Source organism: uncultured Cetobacterium sp., from assembly GCF_947039425.1.
Classification (GTDB): Bacteria; Fusobacteriota; Fusobacteriia; order Fusobacteriales; family Fusobacteriaceae; genus Cetobacterium_A.
Genome location: NZ_CAMQYW010000238.1, coordinates 1 through 3,086 on the forward strand (window position 1 = coordinate 1; position 3,086 = coordinate 3,086).

Sequence of the window (3,086 nt, forward strand, 5' to 3'; positions counted from 1 at the left end):
AATTAAATTATAACAAATAGTGATATCCATTACAAGAGAAAATAATAGATATCATTTTCATCAAGTGTGTTTTCCAGCCTGTACATAAAAGGTTTGGCTTCTTCAATGGTGTAAACAGGACCATTACAGTCCCTTTTCTCTTCCATTGTTTTCACTAATTTTGCAAATTTAAAAAACATTTCTTCACTAACTTTATTTCTAGTTATTATTTTGTAATTATCTAAAATCATCTCTCTCTCCTTTTCTAATTATAAATCACCAAATAAATCTTCATCATCTTCACAACAACACAATATTGACCCTTTCGTGAAATCAATTGTACTTTCTTTAAAATCATCAACATCTTTTTTTATAATTCTTGATAGATTGCTATATAAAGATTTATCAGCTTTAAACTCACCATTAAAGTTATCTCTAATCTTTTTCAAGCATACAGGCTTTAGATTTTCAGGTTCTTTTATATCGTTATTTTTTAAGATTAAATCAAGGTCATTTTCACCATAGCTGTAAAAAATTTCTTCTAATTTTGTAGGATCTATTTTAAATGCTTTTACTAATCTCCCTGGAATTCTAAAAACTTTATCTTCTACAGGAACATCAGGGATTGTTTTTTTAAATCTAAATATCTCTATAGGAGTATTCCCAATTTTAGAATCAGGTATTCTTTCGAATTTACCAATTAAAGAATTTTTTCTACAAGTCTTGAAAAGAAAGTCTTTAATTGAGTAACAATTCCCATATTCAGAATAATCTGTATATAGCTTAATTGCTTTCTTTCTATCCTTTAGTGTTGCACAAAATATATGTTCTATAAATCTTTTGTTTTCATAAACTGCTAATATTACTTCCTCTGATTTAGTTGATTTAAATTTATTTATAATTTTATTCATTATTATTTCTCCTTAAAAAATTTATTTTTTTGCAAAAAAAAGAGACCCTTTAAAAAGAGTCTCTATTATTATTATTATCTGCCTAGTAACTTATCATTGTTTGAAAACATTTTACCTCTTATGGCATTAACGTAGTCTTTAAACTCACATTCTGGTAGAACATCTGCTATGAAATATTCAAATGAATTTCTTTTCATATTCATCACAACACTAAAGTCTGCATGTCCTGGTTTACAATGAAAATGTTTACAGATATCAGGTCTTAGATTATATACTAAACATCCTTTTTCTTTATCAGCAAACATACAAGTCATATCAATAAGAGTAGCTTTATTGATAACTATGTTTTCGTATTTTTTTATTAATTTTTTATTCATTTTTCTTTTAAGAATAATTAATTCTTCTTTTGAAATTGGAGCAAATAACCCGCAACAATCATTACATCCGTTACAATTTCCTTTCTCATCAGAGAAGTCAATTATCTTTTGTTTATTTTGGAATCTACCTATATATTCATTACTTGTTATTAATTTTTTATTCATCTTCTCCCTCCAAAACAATATCTTTGTTTAAGTAGTCAAAGAATTCTTTAGTTATAGTAGCTCTTTTAGATCCATTGCACTGAACATCAATAACATCCAGATATAATAAATCTGTTAGATGTTCAAAGCAGTCATTAAGTATAACAACAGTAGCCAATCCAAAATAATTATCATCATTAAGCTTGTTTCTATCGTCTTCAGTTATTCCACAACACCACATTCCTTCTCCATTTTTAGAGTTAAATTTACTTATAGTTGACGGAACATTTACTTTATTTCTATCTATGTTATTGTTACCTATAATGTGAGTTGTATCAACATCTTTATAACGTTCATACATTATATGAGATTTTGGAATTTTTTTTATTCCTAAAGTTCCACAACAACAACATCTAATAGAACTTAGATTTTTCATTTTTTTCTCTATTTTTTTAAAACCACTATAACGATTATAGTCATTACAGTCCTTACAAATTAATTTCATTCACACACTCCTAGTATTTTTTTTATGCGAAGTAATATTGTACCATTTTTCACAATCTTTCACAAACCCAATTAATTAGGGAGCTTGATGTTATATTTAGAAAAAACTTTTTTAATTTTGCCTATTGGTTTTGAGTATTTTTTGTATTCTCCATTTAGTAGAGTTTTACAATACAATTTTAAATCCTCACATTCAGAATAGTTTAATTTTATATTCATAATGAAAGCACCTCCAAATCTATTAGATAATGTTTTTTCTTCAACAATAGTCATAAGTTTCAATAATTTAGATTCTATAAGTATCACCTGCAGTAAATCTAAATTTAAAAATAATCATGTTTATCACTCCCTTTTGTCTCCAGACACGCGTGTCGTGTTTTGACAATTCTTTTTTTCGATAATATAATATAAGTAACTATTCCCAGTAGTTCTTTTATTTGAGCATTAGAAAAGGAGAGGTTTTACCTCTCCTTTTTTTACTTTCTATATTTATCAATAAGGGGTTGTATATCAATTAAAAAAGCTGTTCCTTCGTAGTGTACAGTGTTATGCCATGAATGATCATCTAACCATTCATTTATCAATCTTTGAGCTTCTATAAGCTTTTCGTCATAGTAATCGAAATAGTCCTTCATATCCTCGTATCCATCTTCACATTTTTCTTCTATTACTCTTTCTAAATCAACTTTAACAAAATTCTCAATTGGAACTGCTGCTGCAACATAATTAGAAATTTCTTTATTGTTTTCAAAAGAATCTTTAATTAAAATAATAAGATCTTCTTTATCAATAATATTTCCATCCCAATATATTTTCTCATGGTATTCATCTATAGAAACTATTTTTTTATCTTCTATTAATTTACATATTGTAGTTACATTCATTTCTTAACCTACCTTTTCCAATCTGTGAGCATATACTCCAGTCCCACAAGTCATAACACAAAAGTTATCTTCTGTTACAACTGATATTTCATATATATATCCTTTTTTGTGCCAACTAGAAAGCTGTATATCGTCAACTCTCTCTATAAGCACTTTATCGCCTTTTTTAAACTTGTATTTATCCATTAATATCTCCGTTGACTGTTTTTACATTTCCTTTAATTTTTTCTGCATCCACATCTCCATTGATAATATCTACATCTCCTAATATATCCTCACACTCAACA

7 protein-coding genes are annotated in these 3,086 nt (G+C 27.0%); all 7 read right to left on the reverse strand.

Annotated elements, in window-relative coordinates; all coding sequences use genetic code 11:
- Positions 1-29: 29 nt before the first annotated feature.
- On the reverse strand, positions 30-230 hold the full coding sequence (locus tag Q0V09_RS09770; protein ID WP_297489042.1) for a hypothetical protein: 201 nt from the start codon (positions 228-230) through the stop codon (positions 30-32).
- 18 nt (positions 231-248) lie between these two features.
- Positions 249-890 carry a hypothetical protein gene (locus Q0V09_RS09775; protein WP_297489045.1) on the reverse strand — a complete coding sequence of 214 codons (642 nt, stop codon included), beginning with the start codon at positions 888-890 and terminating at the stop codon, positions 249-251.
- 74 nt (positions 891-964) lie between these two features.
- Positions 965-1,432, reverse strand: coding sequence for a YkgJ family cysteine cluster protein (locus Q0V09_RS09780; protein ID WP_297489048.1), 468 nt, complete (start codon positions 1,430-1,432; stop codon positions 965-967).
- Entirely contained in the window at positions 1,425-1,916 is a 492-nt protein-coding gene (locus Q0V09_RS09785; protein WP_297489051.1) for a hypothetical protein, read from the reverse strand. Before Q0V09_RS09785 ends, Q0V09_RS09780 begins: the two co-directional genes overlap by 8 nt.
- Before the next feature lie 71 nt (positions 1,917-1,987).
- On the reverse strand, positions 1,988-2,134 hold the full coding sequence (locus Q0V09_RS09790) for a hypothetical protein (RefSeq protein ID WP_297489054.1): 147 nt from the start codon (positions 2,132-2,134) through the stop codon (positions 1,988-1,990).
- Positions 2,135-2,391: 257 nt separating this feature from the next.
- Positions 2,392-2,799: a hypothetical protein gene (locus Q0V09_RS09795; RefSeq protein ID WP_297489058.1), complete on the reverse strand. Its 408-nt coding sequence runs from the start codon at positions 2,797-2,799 to the stop codon at positions 2,392-2,394.
- A gap of 3 nt (positions 2,800-2,802) precedes the next feature.
- Entirely contained in the window at positions 2,803-2,985 is a 183-nt protein-coding gene (locus Q0V09_RS09800; RefSeq protein WP_297489060.1) for a hypothetical protein, read from the reverse strand.
- Positions 2,986-3,086: the final 101 nt, after the last annotated feature.